The organism is Mycolicibacterium duvalii (assembly GCF_010726645.1).
GTDB classification, from domain to species: Bacteria; Actinomycetota; Actinomycetes; order Mycobacteriales; family Mycobacteriaceae; genus Mycobacterium; species Mycobacterium duvalii.
Genome location: NZ_AP022563.1, coordinates 3,228,949 through 3,244,629, shown reverse-complemented (window position 1 = coordinate 3,244,629; position 15,681 = coordinate 3,228,949). Strand labels below are relative to the sequence as shown.

The 15,681-nt window shown below is 65.7% G+C and carries 13 protein-coding genes and 5 pseudogenes; 10 read left to right on the top strand and 8 right to left on the bottom strand.

The genetic code is table 11. The annotated features are described in order from the left end of the window. Window positions 1–2: 2 nt before the first annotated feature. Window positions 3–1,556, top strand: a complete 1,554-nt coding sequence (locus G6N31_RS15295) for a class I adenylate-forming enzyme family protein (RefSeq protein WP_069412447.1) — start codon at window positions 3–5, stop codon at window positions 1,554–1,556. Here G6N31_RS15295 and G6N31_RS15290 read toward each other — a convergent pair whose 3' ends face one another. Further along, entirely contained in the window at window positions 1,557–2,054 is a 498-nt protein-coding gene (locus G6N31_RS15290) for a CAP domain-containing protein (protein WP_069412446.1), read from the bottom strand. 54 nt (window positions 2,055–2,108) lie between these two features. Between G6N31_RS15290 and G6N31_RS15285 the strand changes: the two are divergent. Further along, a pseudogene (locus tag G6N31_RS15285) lies at window positions 2,109–2,473 on the top strand (DUF732 domain-containing protein). A 9-nt stretch (window positions 2,474–2,482) separates the two neighbouring features. Here the strand turns inward: G6N31_RS15285 and G6N31_RS15280 are convergent. After that, the gene (locus G6N31_RS15280; RefSeq protein ID WP_098002330.1) at window positions 2,483–3,781 is read right to left on the bottom strand and encodes a TetR/AcrR family transcriptional regulator; all 1,299 of its coding nucleotides are present in this window, start codon (window positions 3,779–3,781) and stop codon (window positions 2,483–2,485) included. Window positions 3,782–3,819: 38 nt separating this feature from the next. After that, window positions 3,820–4,131, bottom strand: coding sequence for an acyl-CoA synthetase (locus tag G6N31_RS15275; protein ID WP_098002331.1), 312 nt, complete (start codon window positions 4,129–4,131; stop codon window positions 3,820–3,822). A 102-nt stretch (window positions 4,132–4,233) separates the two neighbouring features. Between G6N31_RS15275 and G6N31_RS15270 the strand changes: the two genes are divergently transcribed. Continuing rightward, entirely contained in the window at window positions 4,234–5,436 is a 1,203-nt protein-coding gene (locus G6N31_RS15270) for an amidohydrolase family protein (protein WP_098002332.1), read from the top strand. A 213-nt stretch (window positions 5,437–5,649) separates the two neighbouring features. Here the strand turns inward: G6N31_RS15270 and G6N31_RS15265 are convergent, their stop codons facing one another. After that, window positions 5,650–6,255: a helix-turn-helix domain-containing protein gene (locus G6N31_RS15265; RefSeq protein WP_069412442.1), complete on the bottom strand. Its 606-nt coding sequence runs from the start codon at window positions 6,253–6,255 to the stop codon at window positions 5,650–5,652. Further along, a complete protein-coding gene (locus G6N31_RS15260) occupies window positions 6,248–7,882 on the bottom strand; it encodes a pyruvate, phosphate dikinase (RefSeq protein WP_098002333.1) in 1,635 nt (544 codons plus the stop codon). The genes G6N31_RS15265 and G6N31_RS15260 overlap by 8 nt, the downstream gene beginning before the upstream one ends. Before the next feature lie 126 nt (window positions 7,883–8,008). On the opposite strand from G6N31_RS15260, the gene G6N31_RS15255 reads away from it, so the two are divergent. From G6N31_RS15255 to G6N31_RS15230, 7 genes and pseudogenes are all read left to right on the top strand, one after another. Beyond that, a complete protein-coding gene (locus G6N31_RS15255; RefSeq protein ID WP_069412440.1) occupies window positions 8,009–8,203 on the top strand; it encodes a ferredoxin FdxE in 195 nt (64 codons plus the stop codon). Window positions 8,204–8,439: 236 nt separating this feature from the next. Next, window positions 8,440–8,733: pseudogene (locus tag G6N31_RS27855) on the top strand (acyl-CoA dehydrogenase family protein); the annotation flags it as partial. Between the two features lie 43 nt (window positions 8,734–8,776). After that, window positions 8,777–9,586 carry a crotonase/enoyl-CoA hydratase family protein gene (locus tag G6N31_RS15245; protein WP_069412439.1) on the top strand — a complete coding sequence of 270 codons (810 nt, stop codon included), beginning with the start codon at window positions 8,777–8,779 and terminating at the stop codon, window positions 9,584–9,586. Window positions 9,587–9,588: 2 nt separating this feature from the next. Then, window positions 9,589–9,681: pseudogene (locus G6N31_RS27205) on the top strand (SDR family mycofactocin-dependent oxidoreductase); the annotation flags it as partial. Then, window positions 9,676–10,029: pseudogene (locus G6N31_RS27740) on the top strand (hotdog family protein); the annotation flags it as partial. The pseudogenes G6N31_RS27205 and G6N31_RS27740, both read left to right, overlap by 6 nt. A 7-nt stretch (window positions 10,030–10,036) precedes the next feature. Beyond that, on the top strand, window positions 10,037–11,179 hold the full coding sequence (locus tag G6N31_RS15235) for an acyl-CoA dehydrogenase family protein (protein ID WP_098002378.1): 1,143 nt from the start codon (window positions 10,037–10,039) through the stop codon (window positions 11,177–11,179). A gap of 133 nt (window positions 11,180–11,312) precedes the next feature. Further along, on the top strand, window positions 11,313–12,128 hold the full coding sequence (locus tag G6N31_RS15230) for an alpha/beta fold hydrolase (RefSeq protein WP_098002379.1): 816 nt from the start codon (window positions 11,313–11,315) through the stop codon (window positions 12,126–12,128). A gap of 270 nt (window positions 12,129–12,398) precedes the next feature. Here G6N31_RS15230 and G6N31_RS15225 read toward each other — a convergent pair. The 3 genes and pseudogenes from G6N31_RS15225 to G6N31_RS15215 form a co-directional block, all read right to left on the bottom strand. Continuing rightward, a pseudogene (locus G6N31_RS15225) lies at window positions 12,399–12,707 on the bottom strand (enoyl-CoA hydratase-related protein); the annotation flags it as partial. A 196-nt stretch (window positions 12,708–12,903) separates the two neighbouring features. Next, window positions 12,904–14,544, bottom strand: a complete 1,641-nt coding sequence (locus G6N31_RS15220) for an FAD-dependent oxidoreductase (RefSeq protein WP_098002334.1) — start codon at window positions 14,542–14,544, stop codon at window positions 12,904–12,906. 325 nt (window positions 14,545–14,869) lie between these two features. Continuing rightward, window positions 14,870–15,541: a TetR/AcrR family transcriptional regulator gene (locus G6N31_RS15215; RefSeq protein WP_098002335.1), complete on the bottom strand. Its 672-nt coding sequence runs from the start codon at window positions 15,539–15,541 to the stop codon at window positions 14,870–14,872. Window positions 15,542–15,681 lie beyond the last annotated feature (140 nt).

Below are 15,681 nucleotides of genomic sequence, written 5' to 3'. Positions count from 1 at the left end.
CGATGGAGAGCATCGCCGCCGGCGACCTGACGCTCGGAGACATCGTGACCGACAACGCGGTCCGCTTCCCTGACATCGTCGCCTACCGGCACGGCGACCGCACCCTCACCCATGCGCAGTTGCGGGACCGCGCGGTGCGGCTGGTGTCGGCGATGGCGGCGGCGGGAGTGGGGCACCAGGATCGGATCGCGGTGCTGAGTCGCAACAGCATCGAGTTCGGTGAAGTGATCGCCGCAACGCAGCTCGGTGGAATCGTCCTGGCCACCATCAACTTTCGGCTCTCGTCGCCGGAGATGGCTGACGTTGTGCGACGTGTGAAGCCGGCGATCGTATTCGTCGCCGAGGAGTTCGCCACGGTGATCGCCGACGTCGTCGCGCAGTGGCCGTCGCCACCGGTCCTGGTGGCGATCGGTGGTGCGGCGTCCCCGGCGACGATCGGCTACGAACGGTTCATCGAGAGCGGCCGGGGTGGCGAACCCGAGTTCATCGCCACGGCCGATGACGTCGCGTGCCTGCTGTTCACCAGCGGTACCACCGGCGCGTCCAAGTGCTGCGTGATCGGACAGCGCGAGCTACGCAGGGTCGCGCACACGATGAACAGCGAAATGCGTTGCGGCAGTGCCGATCGCGGTCTGATCAACATGCCGATGTTCCACGTCGGGGCACTCGCGATCATCGGCGGTCTGCACGCGCGCGGTGGAACGGTGGTCCTGCAGCACCAGTTCGACGCCGCGGACGCCGTCCGACTGATCGCCTCCGAGCGGATCACGCTGCTGCACCTTGCGCCGGTGATGCTCAAGGCATTGCTCGATGCGCTCACCGATGCCGACGTCACGGACAGCCTGCACACGGTCATCTATTCGGCTGCGCCGATCTCGGCGACCACCCTGCAGCGGGCTCTGTCCACGCTGCCCGGCGTCGGCTTCCTCAACCTGTACGGCCAGACCGAGGTCATCGTGTCGGGGCTGCCGCGCGAACTCCACGCACTTGACGACCCGCAGGCCGAGGAGCGGCTTCAGTCAGTGGGCTTCCCGTTTCCGGGCACCCGGGTGCGCATCGTCGGCGACGACGGTCGCGATCTGCCGTCGGGGCAGACCGGCGAGATCGTGGTGCAGTCTGACTCTGCATTCCGCGGCTACCTCGACGATCCCGCGGCCACCGCAGTGACCCTGTTCGACGGGTGGTGTCGCACCGGCGATGTGGGCCGCATGGACGAGCGTGGGCTGCTGTACCTGGTGGACCGCAAGAAGGACGTGATCATCAGCGGCGGGGAGAACGTCTATTCGCCTGAGGTGGAGGGTGCGATCTCCGCGCTCGACGGGGTGGCGGCCTGCGCAGTGGTGGGCGTGCCCGACGAGAAGTGGGGGGAGGCGGTCTGCGCGGTGGTGGTGCCGTCGGTGGGCGCCTCGCCGACGTTGGAGACGATTCAGGGCGGCGTCCGGCAGAGCTTGGCCCGCTACAAGGTCCCGCGTCGACTGGTGCTGGTCGCCGAGCTGCCGGTCTTGGCAAGCGGCAAGGTGGACAAGAAGCGGCTGCGTGCCGAACTGAGGGACTGACTACAACCCGGGCTGGCCGTACACCGCCACGACCACGGAGCGCGCCAGGCTGTTCTCCGACCACACTCCGATGGCGGTGTTTGCGCAGTCCTGCATGATGGCGCGCCGCGGCGGGTCCCACCACCACTGGCCGAGGATCTCGATGCCGCTGATCGCCAGCGCCGGGTTGATGGCCACGGTCTCGGAGACCTTGCCGACGAATCCCTGTCTGCTGGCCCGGTCTTGCGGCGTGGAACCGTCGGAACCGATGTCCCCGTTGAGGTTCGGGTTGTTGAGCACGTCGAGCGTGTGCAGGCGCGCCGCCTCGACCAGTCGGCCGTCCAGCTTTGGTTCAGTCGGGCACCCGTTCTGTTTCTGTGCGGTGTAGATGTTGACGAAGACACTCTCATTCAGGCGCTTGTTGTCGGCCTGGGCGTTCGGCACAGCTGTCGCGGGGATCATCAACGACAACAGCGCGGCGCTCACTGCGCACCGCCGGACTGCGCACTGGGACGTCATGATCGAAAAGACTAACCCCGGAAACAGCTAAATGAATTACGTTTTTTCGTACTCATGAAACGACGCAGATCAGCTGCCCGGCCGGCGATGGGTGCGCTCGCCACGGCGGCCGCGGCGGCGCTCAACATGCCGACGGCCCACGCCGATCAGGTGGCCTACCTTGTCAACGTGACGGTCCGGCCCGGGTACAACTTCGCGAATACCGACCACGCGCTGAGCTACGGCTACAGCGTCTGCGACCGGATCGTCGCCGGAGTGCCGTACGCGCAGCTGATCAGTGAGCTCAAGGGGGACTTCCACACACTTCGGACGAGTATCAGGCGTCATACCTGATCGCCCAGTCCGCGCAGGAGTTGTGCCCGGCTCAGATCTGGGCGTTGCGCAACTCGGCCGCGGGGTATCGGCCCGCACCGGCATGAGCGCGACGCTCATGCCGCCCGCAGCAATGAGCGGCGCAGTAGGTTCACCATGAGTTCGGCGGCGCGTTCGTCGCTGTCCGCTTCTGCGGCCGCCGTCGGCTCGTTCATCCGGCCCAGCACCGCCAGGAACACCGCGACCGCGACTTGAGGTTCGATCCCTACCGGTAGTGCGACGGTGTCGAGCAATGCAGCGACCGCGCGCTGGATGGCGCCGATGCCGTGATCGATGTCGGCGTCGGACATCTGTTCGGCCACGGTCCCGTCGAGCCACGCCCGAATGACACCGCGGTAGTTGCGGTGGAACCGGACGTAGCGCAGCATCCAATCACGTAGGGAACTCTGGGCCATCTGAGGCAGTGCGGCGGCATGCTCCTCGATCTCGGCCACCGCGCGCCGAGTCAGCTCGGCCAGGATCCGGTCCTTCGTGCTGAAATAGCGGTACAGCGTGGCGCGGCTGAGCTCGGTTGCCGTAGCGATCTCCTCCATGCTGACTGCGTAGTAACCGTGTTCGGCGAACAACGCTGAGCTCACCGAGAGCACGTCCTGTGCGATCGGGGACAGCAGGACTGCCGCGACCCGCGTGATCGCGGCCGTTGGCTCGACGACCGCGGACGGCGTGCCGGCGGACGCCACGACCTGCGGTGCGGCCGCGCGCAATATGTCCGCAGGGGTGTCGGGGAACAACATCAGCTGTAGGGCGACGGTCAGCGACCACGACACGACCGAACGGTCGGGTAGCGGAAACATCGCGCGGTGCCGATAGAGGTTGACCATGTGTGGGATGCGCCCCAACACAGCGGCGGCATCGTGGAGGTCCAAGCCATCCAGCGGCGCGTGCCGTAGTCGCTCGGTCACCATGAGCCGGTACTGCTCGGCGACCTCGCCCGTGTCGATGACCGAGAGACCAGTCGCAGTGCCGATGCCGGGAAACTCCGCGAACACGGCCGCGTGAGTGTCGTAGATATCCGCCCAGTCGGCCAACCACCGGTGGAGCTCTTCGACGCCGGCGACTGTCGGGCCGAGTTCGCCGAGGTGTTCACCGTGGATGAGCATGTCGCGCCCAGCCGATGTGCTCAACTCGCGGAAGATGTCCTCCTTGCCTGCGAAGTACTGATAGACGGTGGCGCGGGAGGCATTCGCCGCCTTGGCGATGGTGTCGAGCGACGTGCTGTGGAACCCGTGGGTCAGGAACACGTCCGCCGCGCACGCGAGAATCCGGTCTCGGGTGTGCATGCCGCGGCGCCCGACCCCGACATTCGTGACCGGGGCGTAGCCGGGACGACGCGTCTTGTCCGGAGTCGATCCCACAGGAGAAGTATCCCTGTGGGCCTGCGCCGATCTCGCAGTCACGTGGCTGACGGCCCCGGCAGGTTGCGCTTGGCCTTGCCGGGGTAGCCGAAGAACTTCTCGAAGTTGGCGTCGTTGATGGGTTGTGCGCTGTTGCGGACAGCCGCTGACCGCAATGCGTCGAGGCGGGCTTCGGCCCTCTCGAGTTGTTCGCTCGGCCCGTCTTGTCGCAGGCGGCCGACCTCGCGCACTGCCGCAGCGACTTCGAGCCGGAGCCGTTCGCCAGCCTCGCCGAAGGTCAGCAGGTCGTGGTCGTCTTCGTCGACCTTTTCCCGGGCTCCGTCGTCGACGGGTCGGTTTGAGGAGTTCATGTCGTACCTCTCAACCTCTGGACTGATGTGGTCTCCATCATATAGCCTGTGAGATGAACTGTCAGAAAACGAGACGAAACGTCAGACGCGAGGGAGTGCATCATGCCGCTTCAGGATCACCATCAGATCGTTTCCGTCGACGACCACCTGGTCGAACATCCCCGGGTATGGCAGGACCGGTTACCCGAGAAGTGGCGCGAAGCCGGCCCCCGCATCGTGGAGATGGACGGCAAGCACCTGTGGAGCTATGACGGGCAGATCTTCCCGACGATTGGGCTCAATGCGGTTGCGGGCAAGCCGCCGGAGGAGTGGGGCATGGATCCCGTCCGGTACGAGGACATGATTCCCGGCTGCTACGACCCCGTCGCGAGGGTTGCCGACATGGATCTCGACGGCGTACAGGCGGCCCTGTGTTTCCCGTCGTTCCCGGGCTTCGGCGGCGGGACGTTCCAGCGTGCCAAGGACAAGGAACTCGCGCTGTTGTGCGTCAAGGCGTGGAACGACTTCTACATCGACGAGTGGTGCGCCACCGCGCCCGACCGTTACATACCGCTGGCCATCCTGCCGACGTGGGACATCGATGCCTGCGTGGCCGAGGCCGAGCGGGTGGCCGCGAAGGGTGCGCGCACCGTCTCGTTCCCGGACAGCCCATTGCCCCTGGGTCTTCCGTCGTTCCACTCGGATCACTGGGACGGGCTGTGGCAGGTCTGCTCTGATGCGAAGATGCCGGTCTCGTTGCACTTCGGGTCGGGGTCTTACGTCCCGGGTTTCTCGTTCTCGTCGTTGAAGCCCGACCCCAATATGGCGAAGGCATTGCCCGACGCGCCGTTCGCCGTGGCGATCACCCTGTTCTCATCCAACTTGATGTGGAGCACCGTGGACTTGCTGTTCTCCGGCAAGCTCCAGCAGTTCCCCGAACTGCAGATCTCGCTGGCGGAAGGCGGCATCGGCTGGGTGCCCTACATCCTCGAGCGGTCGGACTACGTCTGGGAGCGACACCGCTACTACCAGAACATCGATTTCGATACCCGCCCGTCGGACCTGTTCCGCAAGCACTTCTGGGGTTGCTTCATCGACGACGAGCATGGCCTGAAGAATCGCCACGCCATCGGCATCGATCGAATCACACTGGAAATCGATTTCCCCCATAGCGATTCGAACTGGCCGAACTCACGCAAGCGGGCTGCTGAGGTGCTCGCCGAGGTGCCCGACGACGAGTGCTCGCTCATCGTTGAGGAGAACGCTCGTCGGATGCTGAACTTCCCACGGGTGGGTGCGGAAAAGCCGTCGCTGGCATCTGTGTAACGGAAACCTGGGGCGGCAGGGGATGAGCAGCACCGTCATAGTGCGCCGGGCCGCGCAAGGCATCTTCATGCTTTGCGCGGCCGGCAGCGCGTTGATGGCCGGAATGCATCATTGGCAGGACGCTGCGTTGATCGGACTCCTCGGCGCGTGGGCATTGGTTACGGCGCGCAAGATGGCGTGGAAGCTGCGCCTGGATCGTGACGTTGGCGAGACCTACTCGGCGTGGCCCGACGTGGCCTCGTCCTCGCGGGTCAGTCCCGCCGCGCAGATGAGCTCTTCGTGCAGTTCGAACCACACCGTGTGATACGAGTCGACGATCGGCCGGGTGAACCAGGTGGTGTCTCCGGTCTGGACCTTCTGCAGCGCCGCGGACAGCTTGTCGGAGTAGGCGTGGAGCCGCGGTAGCTGGAGTGAGGCTGCGGCGAGGATGGGCACGACGGCTGCGTGGACGGAGTCGAGCCGGCCCAGCACCGCGGCGTCGTAGTCGGCATCGGAGTGGTCGTTGGGTTCGCCGTCGCGGAGTTGCCATTCGGAGACCAGCGCCTTGAATTCACGGTTTATCGGACGGAACTGGTCGTAAGCCTGGCCGAACGACTCCCCGTCGATCCCGCGGCGTTCCTCGGCCAGCAGCTCGCCAAGGCGCGTCCGGCCGTCCGGCGACAGTCGGACCGACCTGCCGTCTGAGATCAGTCCCGCGTCGGCGAGCTCCGTGATGGCCGCATCGACGGACGCCTCGTCCTCGTTCAGCGTCGCGGCCAGGTCGGTAGGACGCACCCGGCCCTTCAGCCGTATCGCCTGCAATAAGGTCAGTTCATCCATCCTCGGACCTCTCGGAGAGTCGCACTGCGGTGAGTGTGGCGATCAGGGGCGTGTCGCAGACGACGTCGGTCAGACCGGCTGACACCGCGTCGCGCACTGTAGCCTCCGACACGTCGGCGAGCACTGGGTGTGCTCCCGTGGCGTGGACCCGTATCGGGCTGAGCCGATGGGCGATCGCTGCCAGCTCGATCAGGTCGGGGCTGTCTTGCTCCGACCACGCCGTCAACTCGATCTCACCGTCGTAGACCTTCCCCGCGGCGCCGTCTACGGTGATCTTTCGGCCGTCAAGTGCCGCAACGACTCCGGCGCCGCAGCCCACAACGGCGGGCAGGCCGAGCTCGCGGCTGACCACTGCAGCGTGGGAGGTGGCGCCGCCGATCTCGGTCACGACCGCGCGGGCTGAGATCATCCCGGCGATGTCATCGGGGCTGGTGGAGGTTCGGACGAGGATCACGTCCTCGTCGCGGTCGGCTGCGTCGAGGGCGGCGTCGACGTCGTGGTACGCCGTGCCCGAGGCGACTCCGGGACTGGCGGGCAGACCGGTGGTCAAAAGCGTTGCCGTGAGCCGGGTTTCGGGCTGAATGGACGGAGACAGCAGCGCCCGCACGTGGTCGGGCGTGACCCGGCGCAGGACCTCGGCATCGTCGATCAGCCCGGCCTCACGAAACTTCAGCGCTAGTCGGACGGCTGCCTGCGGGGAGCGCTTGGCGGTGCGCGTCTGCAACAGCCACAGCCGGCCCTCTTCGATGGTGAACTCGATATCCTGCACATCGCGGCCGAGGCGTTCGAGCTCGGCGGCTGCGGCCATCAATTCGTCGAATACACGGGGCTGAGCGGTCCGCAACGCGCTCAGCGGCAGGCAATCGAAGGTTCCCGAGACCACATCCTCGCCTTGCGCACCTGGCAACCATTCGCCCATCGGTTCGTCCGCTCCGGTCGCAGGGTTGCGGCTGAACAGCACCCCGGTTCCCGAGTCGTGGTGCAGATTCCCGAACACCATCGCTTGCACCACCACCGCCGTGCCCCCGGCGGCGTCGAGCCCGTGATGGGCGCGGTAGGCCTGCGCCCGCGGGCTGGTCCACGAGCGGAACACTGCCTCGATGGCCAATCGGAGCTGCAGCAGCGGATCGGTGGGTACGGCTGCGGATGTGTCTGCGAGCACGATTCGGCGGTACATCGCCTCGAAACGGGCCCGGGTGTCGGCGGCGAACCCCGCCGACACGTGGGTTGTGAGGGCTTCGTGGACGGCGTCGTTGATGCCGAGGTCGAGCACCGTGTCGAGCATGCCCGGCATAGATTGACTCGCACCGGATCGCACGCTGAGCAGCAGCGGCCGTGGGCCGTGGCCGAAGGTACGCGACGTCTGCCGCTCCAGCCACCGCAGGCTCTGGAGCACGTCGGGCCACACCCTGTCCAGCACGTCCTCGGCTCCATCCAGCCACTGCGCGCACAGCTCGGTGGTGAGGCAGAAGGCCGGCGGAACGGCTAGCCCGGCGGATCGCATCAGATTGATGCCGAAACCCTTGTTGCCCAGTGCCTGACGGCTCAGCGGCGAACCACCGTCGAGCGCTACGACACTGTCTCGGCCGAGTGGTGGCTCGGCATCGACACCGCTGACCCCTGTCATGTTGGGAAGCTTGCCAGATGTCGAACCCGGTCAGCCCCCGGATTGAGTTAATTAGTTAATCCTTTAGTCTTATGCTGTCTCAGTGGACCAGGCCGCACGCCCTCGCGGTCGAGCAGAGGAGGTCTCGTGAAGGTTCGTCTCGAACGGTCGAAGTGCGTGGGTCACGCTCAGTGCTATGCAGTCGACCCGGACTTGTTCCCGATCGACGACTCGGGCTACTCGATCCTAGAAGCGCATGACGTTCGCCCCGAGGACGAGGAGGCCACCCGCGACGGAGTCGCTGCCTGCCCGGAGCTTGCGCTCACTCTCGAAGAGGACTGACCGACGGGCTTGCCAAGCGGCTATGTGACTCTGCGCCATCGACATGGTTAACCAGGTTGACTTTGTGAGGTGTGATGCAGTCCGCTGATTGGCGTCCCCGGCTGGAATCGTTACTCGCCGACTTTCGTCGATGCAGGATCAGGTTGCCCGGTCTGGGGAGAAGCCGGACCGTATCGCCGCGGCGCGGGCTTGGCACGCCGAACTTGTCGACCAGCACTTGGCGGCACCGGGGTGGCCGCGCGAGGTCGGACCGGGTGATCAACCTGGTGGTGTCGCGCGGGTTGGCCGACGACTCGCTCGTCCGGCAGGACGTCGCGCGCCTGGAGTCCGGGGTGCGGACCATCGCCGCCAACAGTGCCCGCGCGCTCGCCGCCGTGCTGCGCGGCCAGGATCCAGGCGGGGTAGCGTCGGTGAACCGCCTGGTGAAGTCGGAGTTCGAGCAGCACCTGCATGCGCTCGCACTGCGTGCCGTCGGCCCCCACGCCGCGCTCGGCAGTCGGGCGACCGCCGCTGTGGACAACGGACGGTGGTTGAAGACCTTTACACGCAACCATCCAATTCAAAGGAGCCTTGATGAACGAATCTGCCACCGACGTGGCGAGCCCAGCGGCACTGGTAGAGCGGCGTGGAAACGTCGCACTGATCACCATCAACCGGCCCGAGGCCCGCAATGCCGTCAACGGCGCGGTGAGCACGGCGGTTGGTGACGCGCTGTCGGCCGCGCAGGCCGACCCCGACGTGTGGGCGGTGGTGATCACCGGGGCAGGTGACAAGTCATTCTGCGCGGGCGCCGACCTCAAAGCGATCTCCCGTGGCGAGAACCTTTTTCACGACGAACACCCGGAATGGGGTTTCGCCGGTTACGTACACCACTTCGTCGACAAACCCACCATCGCTGCGGTGAACGGCACGGCGCTGGGTGGCGGCTCCGAACTTGCGCTGGCCAGCGATCTTGTCGTCGCCTGCGAGAGCGCGTCATTCGGCCTGCCCGAGGTCAAGCGCGGGCTGATCGCCGGGGCCGGCGGCGTGTTCCGGATCGTCGAGCAGTTGCCGCGCAAGGTGGCACTGGAATTGGTGTTCACCGGGGAGCCGATGGCCGCGGCAGACGCTCTTCGGTGGGGCCTGATCAACGAGGTTGTACCGGATGGCGCGGTGGTCGAGGCGGCAATCGCGCTCGCCGAGCGCATCACGGTCAACGCACCACTGTCGGTTCAGGCCAGCAAACGACTCGCCTATGGTGCCGACGGCGGAATCATCGCCGATGAGGAACCCAAATGGGAGCGCACCACGCGTGAGTTCACGGAGTTGCTCAAATCCGAAGACGCCAAGGAAGGTCCGCGGGCCTTCGCCGAGAAACGTCGACCAGTATGGACGGCACGCTAGATATGGGACGACTACAAAACAAAGTGGTTCTGGTCACCGGCGGCGCCCGCGGTCAGGGCCGTAGCCACGCGGTGAAGCTGGCCGAGGAAGCGGCGTGGGTGAGCCAACTGCTGACGAACTGGATCGGTGACGACGGCTGGCTGGCCGAGATGGACCTGCAGATGCGCGGGTTCAACTACCACGGAGACGTGCACCGATGCACCGGTAAGGTCACCGCCAAGGGCGACACCGCTGACGACGTCGTTTCGATCGACGTCTCGGCTATCAGTCAGCGCGACGAGACCACTACGCGCGGCACCGCACAGGTGCTGTTACCGTCCAAGACTACGGGCGCCGTTGTGCTCCCAATGCCCGATGCCGAACTCAGAAGGCGCGGGGCGCAGGTGGTTTCGCGTGCGTCGAGCAAGGTCGGCGCGGAACTTCGCCGACTGTATGGAGAGTGAGCCCACCATGAAGCGATTGGTCCTGGAAGCCGACCACGAGGTCTTCCGCGATACGGTTCAACAGTTCATCGAGCAGGAGCTAGTGCCCAACGCCGAGCGGTGGGAAGCTGACCGGCTGGTGGACCGGTCGGCGTGGGTTGCCGCGGGCAAGTACGGATTGATCGGGTTCAACATGCCCGAAGAGTACGGCGGTGGTGGCGTCGACGACTTCAGGTTCAATGCCGTCATCGACGAGGAGATCGCCCGCTACGGTGGACCGGCGCCTGCGCTGAGCCTGCAGAACGATGTAGTCGGCCCGTACTTCTCGTCGTTGAGCAACGACGAGCAGAAGAAGCGCTGGCTCCCCGGCATCATAAGCGGCGAACTGATCGTTGCCGTCGCCATGACAGAACCCGGAGCCGGCAGCGACCTGGCGGGCATCCGCACCTCCGCGGTGCGCGACGGAGACGACTGGATCGTCAACGGTTCCAAGACGTTCATCTCCTCCGGCATCAACTGCGACCTGGTCGTCACGGTGTGCCGCACCGACCCCGAGGCGGGGCACAAGGGCTTCACTCTGCTGGTGGTCGAGGACGGCATGGAGGGCTTCACCCGCGGCCGCAAGCTCGAGAAGATGGGTCTGCATTACCAGGACACCGCGGAACTGCACTTCGACAATGTCCGGGTGCCGTCGGCCAATCTGCTCGGCAAGGAGGGGCGCGGCTTCTATCACCTGATGCACAACCTGCCGTCCGAGCGGCTGTCGATCGCCATCTCGGCCATCGCGGGAGCCCGTGAAACCTGGCGCCAGACGCTGCAGTACGCCAAGGACCGGAGGGCCTTCGGGCAGCCGATCGGCAGCTTCCAGCACAACCGATTCCTGTTGGCCGAGATGGACACCGAACTCGAGATCGGGGAGCAGTACATCGACCGGTGCCTGCAGGCCGTCGTCGACGGTGACTTGACCGCGGTCGAGGCGTCGAAGGCCAAATGGTGGTGCACCGAGACGGCTAAGAAAGTCATCGACGGCTGCGTGCAGTTGCACGGCGGCTACGGCTACATGACGGAGTACCGGGTCGCACGCGACTACATGGACAACCGGATCATGACGATCTTCGGCGGTACGACCGAGATCATGAAGGACATCATCGGCCGCGACCTCGGACTATGACCGGCTCGCTCTCATCGACACTGCCGACCTCCGGGAGGGCGTTCGCGCCTTCCGGGAGCCGCGACCACCGGAATTCCACGGGCGCTGAGAGACGGGAGCGGGAATGACCATAGAGCGAGCGCATGTCGATGGACTGGACGTCGAGTATGCGGATACCGGGAGCGGGCCGACTGTCCTGTTCGTGCACGGCGTCTACGTGACGGGCGCGGTGTGGAACGACGTCGTGGCCGAGCTCGGTGACGGGTTTCGCTGCATCACCCCGACGTGGCCGCTGGGTGCGCACAGCACGTCGACCGCCGGCGCCGACCTCGGAGCCGAGGCGGCTGCCCGCCGCATCGTACACTTCATGGAGGCGCTCGACCTGACTGACGTCACCCTCGTCGCCAACGACACCGGCGGCGGCCTCGTGCTGGCCGCGCTAGGCGACACCACCCTGGACACGTCCCGCATCGCTCGACTGGTGTTGACCAATTGCGATAGCTACGAACACTTTCCGCCGGGATCGTTCGCGCAGATCGTGAAGCTGTGCCGGTTCAGTTCTGCACTGGGCGGAGCAGTCGTGCGACTGTTGGCCACTGGACCGGGACGGGCCTTCTTCCTCAAGGTCGTCTGCCACACCCCGCCAGCGAAGGACCGCCAGCGTGAGGTGTTCGGAGCATTCGCCACTAGCGCGGCCGCCCGCCGCGACGCCGTCACGGTCACCGCATCGCTGGATCCGGCGCTGACGCTCCGTGCCGCACCGGCGATCGAGGCCTTCGAGAAGCCCGTCACCCTGCCGTGGGGTACCGATGACGACCTCTTCCCGCTCGCCCACGCCGCGCGCCTGCGCGAGGCATTCCCGAACGCCACTCTGATCGAGATCCCGGACTGCTCGGCGTTCGTCATGCTCGATGCGCCGGGAGTGCTCGCCGATGCGATCCGCACCAACTCGACGGGGAGTCCGTTATGACCACCGTTCCGGAGCAGACCGCCGGAACTTTCGCGGCACGCTCACCGACGCGGCGTTCGAGCGATCTCGCCTCCGCCTGGGGGTGCTCCGTCCCCAGCAGAACAAGCCGCACGACTACGAAGTCACGTGGGATGGGTCGCGCCACTTCGCATTCGGATACGGCGACCACCGTCGGCATCTATGCGAATACGCCACCCGCTTCAACGGACACGTCATCGCGATCAACAGGATCGCCGAAAACTGTTGGAGGAGGGCAACACAACGCGAGCCGAGTTCGACGTCAGCGGCCAGCGCAAGGTTGAGCCTGGCCCCGACCGCGGCCCCGTTGACCGCCGCAATGGTGGGCAGGGAGCAGTTGGCGAGAGCCATGAATCCGTCGTAGAGCTCCGGCAGTCCCTCCTCTGCTGCTTCGCCGAGCGCGCTGAGGTCGGCACCGGCACAGAAGGCCTTGCCCGCGCCGGTGACGACGACGGCGTGGACGGTCTCGTCGGCCTCGGCGCGTTCCACCGCCGAGCGCAACTGCGCCGACATGGCGTCGGTGACCGCGTTTCTCCGGTCCGGGTCGTTGACGGTGATCAGTGCGACACCGTCGTTCGCTCGGTAGAGAACGAGTTCGACATCAGTCTTTGGGACCTCAGGCGCTCGGCGACGAGGGGCAGCGGGGTCGCCGACTGATCGGAGTAAGTAGGTGCCGAATTATGCGATGACCTACAACGTGTTCAATGGCTTGAATATGACCCGAGCCAACGGTCCGGCATTCCGCAGGAGGTCGACCTCAAGCCCTTGCACTGGCGACCAGCTCGGCGACGTCGACGAACTTCACCCGTGGCCGTGACTGCTCGGCCCCACGCCGCCGCTCGGCCGCGTCGATGGCCTTCCAACCGCTCCAGGCTATGGGGCTCGACCCGCGTTCGGCGAGCAATTGGAGTACGGCGTTGCGATCGGCGACACGTCGCGAGAGATGGTCGGCTGCGTAGTCGTCGAGGAGTGCAGCCACAGTCTCTTCTGCACATGTGCGGTTGGTGCCGATGACGCCCCGCGGACCCCGCTTGATCCATCCCGTCACGTACACCCCGGTCAAGGGCTGACCGTCGTCGTCGATGACCCTACCGTGATCGTTCGGCGTGACGCCCTTGGTTGCGTCGTAAGGCAATCCGTCGATCGGCGATCCGTGATATCCGATGGACCGCAGGATCAGAGAGGTCTCGATCAGTTCGGTGCCGTTGGAGGGATCGCCGGTCACCAATGCGCCTGTCTCATCGACGCTGTTGGACACGATGCGCAGGCTTTCGGCGCGGTCGGAACCGACGACCTCCGAGGGCGAGGCCAGGAAGCGGAAGACGATGCGCTTGTTCTCGGGCGTGGTCGGCTTGTCGGCGTACTCGCGGGCGAGTCGAAGTTTGAGTTCGGTCTCGACGTCGTCGGTCGAGCTCGCCGTCAGCTCGTCGTCGGTGATCACCACGTCCACCCCGGACAGATGGCCGAGGGCGAGGAACTCACCGGCGGAGAACGCGGCATCACGGGGTCCGCGCCGCCCGAGGATGACCACCTCGCGGATCTGACTGTGCGACAGCGCATCCAGCGCATGTGCTGCGATATCGGTCTTCGCGAGCTGCGTGTGGTCCAGGAGCAGCACCCTGGCTGCGTCGAGCGCGACGTTGCCGTTACCGATGATGACCGCTCGCTCGCCGGACAGGTCGAACTCGTGATGCGCGTGGTCCGGATGGCCGTTGTACCACCCGACGAAGTCCACCGCGGAGTGGTTTCCCGGCAAGTCCTCGCCGGGAATGCCGAGATCCCGGCTGCGGGAAGCGCCGACCGCGTAGACGACCGCGTGGTGGTGAGCGAGCAGATCGTCATGAGTCACGTCGGCGCCGACCTCCACGTTGAGGTGACAGCGTAAGCGCTTGTTTCCCAGGGCGTGCTCGAAGACCTGGGCGACCGCCTTGGTGTGTTGGTGGTCAGGGGCCACGCCCGCACGGATCAAGCCGAAGGGCGTGGGGAGCCGCTCGAAGAGATCGACCTCGACACCGTCGACCTCCATCAGAGCGGTCGCGGCGTAGCACGCGGCAGGCCCGGCGCCGACGATCGCGACCCGGAGAGTCCCCGGCCGGACCTGGTCGCCACGGCGGGGCTTCGCAGGTGCACTGGGTTCCAAGGGGTGACGCTCGAAGTATGCCGCGTTGATGTCGCGGAAGCGTTCGAGTTCCGGCGGCAGGTCCTCATCGTAGTGGATCGCGTCGACCGGGCATTCCTCCAGGCAGGCACCGCAGTCGATGCACGCCTCCGGATCGATGTAGAGCATTTCGGCGCCGGTGAATTGACCGGCGGCGCCAACCGGACGAATGCAGTCGACCGGGCACACCGGCACGCAACTGGCATCCTTGCAACAGTTCTGAGTGATCACGTATGCCACGGCGCGTCTCCTATCGCGTTTCAGATGCCGCCGCGGGCGACCAGTTGGGCCGCGATGACGTTGCGCTGAATCTCGTTGGTGCCCTCTCCGACGATCATCAGTGGTGCATCTCTGACGTCTCTTCTTCGGTCAGATCCGTACTCATGTGGCGCCCCTACAGCCGAGTCGGCTGCTCGTCGATGTCTGTCACCGCCGATTCTGGCACGTGTGTCACTTTCAGGCATTGTCTTCTGCGTCCTTACATCCGGACAATAGTCAGCTTTGGGTGTCCGCTGATGTGAGTCGAGACGGTCAGTGAGATGCGTTTCTGACAATCGCGTCTACTTCAGGTCGGACTGTTCGCCCTGTCTACGGGCGTCCCGATTCGTCGCGGTGCGAGGCAGGCGGGGACGAATGCTCGAATCAGGCCGGCGTCGCCTCCGTCCTCGCTTCTGCCGGGTTCGGCGGCGAGGCTGAATGCAATGCGGGTCACCCAGTGGGCCATGGTCTCGGCAGTGAGATCATCGCGGACCTCACCCGCCGCGATGGCTGCTTGGAGGCGGCCGCCGAGTGCCTTCGCGAGACGGTCGCTCCAGACTTCGGAGCCCTCGGCGGCCCGAAACGTTCGTCCGAGGTCGTCGGCACCGATCAGTAGCGACATCGTGGGCGAGTTCCGTGCGTCCCGCAATCCGATCAACATCGCATTGCACAGTTGATCCAGAAAAGGTTCATCCGTCTGCCAACAGGATTCTGAAGCCTCGAGCACTGCGTCGATCGCCCGCACGAAGGATGCGGCCACGAGCGCGTCCTTCGTGGGGAAGTAGTCGTACACCGTTCGACGATGCACGCCGGCCCGCTTGGCGATGTCGCTCATCCGGGTGCGGCCGGGCCCGAAGTCGACAAAACAGGCCTCCGCCGCATCCAGCAGTCGCTCCCTGGCCTGCTCCTCGCCAACCGGCGCATCGGCGCCCCAGGACGCGACTCGGCCCGCACTCGCGCGCGTTGACACGCCTGCCATCTTCGCAAACCCCCTCGATGAACAACCTTGACTCGGAACACATTAGCTCTTAATCTCTGCCACAGACCACAAAAACTCAATTATGTGGTCTGAGGTGAGCCGCCTGTCGGCGAGAGGGTTGCGCAGAAACACGAATGCGT